Origin of the sequence: Stenotrophomonas sp. SrG, assembly GCF_050031795.1 — a bacterium.
In the GTDB taxonomy this organism is placed as follows: domain Bacteria; phylum Pseudomonadota; class Gammaproteobacteria; order Xanthomonadales; family Xanthomonadaceae; genus Stenotrophomonas; species Stenotrophomonas rhizophila_A.
The window spans coordinates 1-231 of the sequence record NZ_JBNBBE010001654.1 but is presented as its reverse complement, the minus strand read 5'-3'; the positions used below and the strand labels follow the sequence as shown (position 1 = coordinate 231).

Genomic DNA, 231 nt, shown 5'->3' with positions numbered 1-231 from the left:
TTGCGAGGGGCTTCGGCGTTGTTGCGCACGAAGATCGACGGGGTCTGCAGCCGGCGCAGGTTGCTCACCTTGTCCAGTGCGGTCACTACCGCGGCGGCGTTCTTGCCCAGGAAGGTCCACCCCAGGCCGCCCTCGCCTACCCGCCCGGAAATGCTGCCCCAGAGCGAGCGGCCCAGTGCGCTGGGCCGGTCGATGCCGCTTTCGGTCTTGCCGGTCGCCACCGCCTGTGCG

1 protein-coding gene is annotated in these 231 nt (G+C 70.1%); it reads right to left on the bottom strand.

The window, feature by feature from the left end; genetic code table 11:
• Window positions 1-231, bottom strand: a 231-nt coding sequence (locus ACQG3P_RS24985; protein WP_426806547.1) for a hypothetical protein, incomplete at both ends; no start/stop codon positions are given.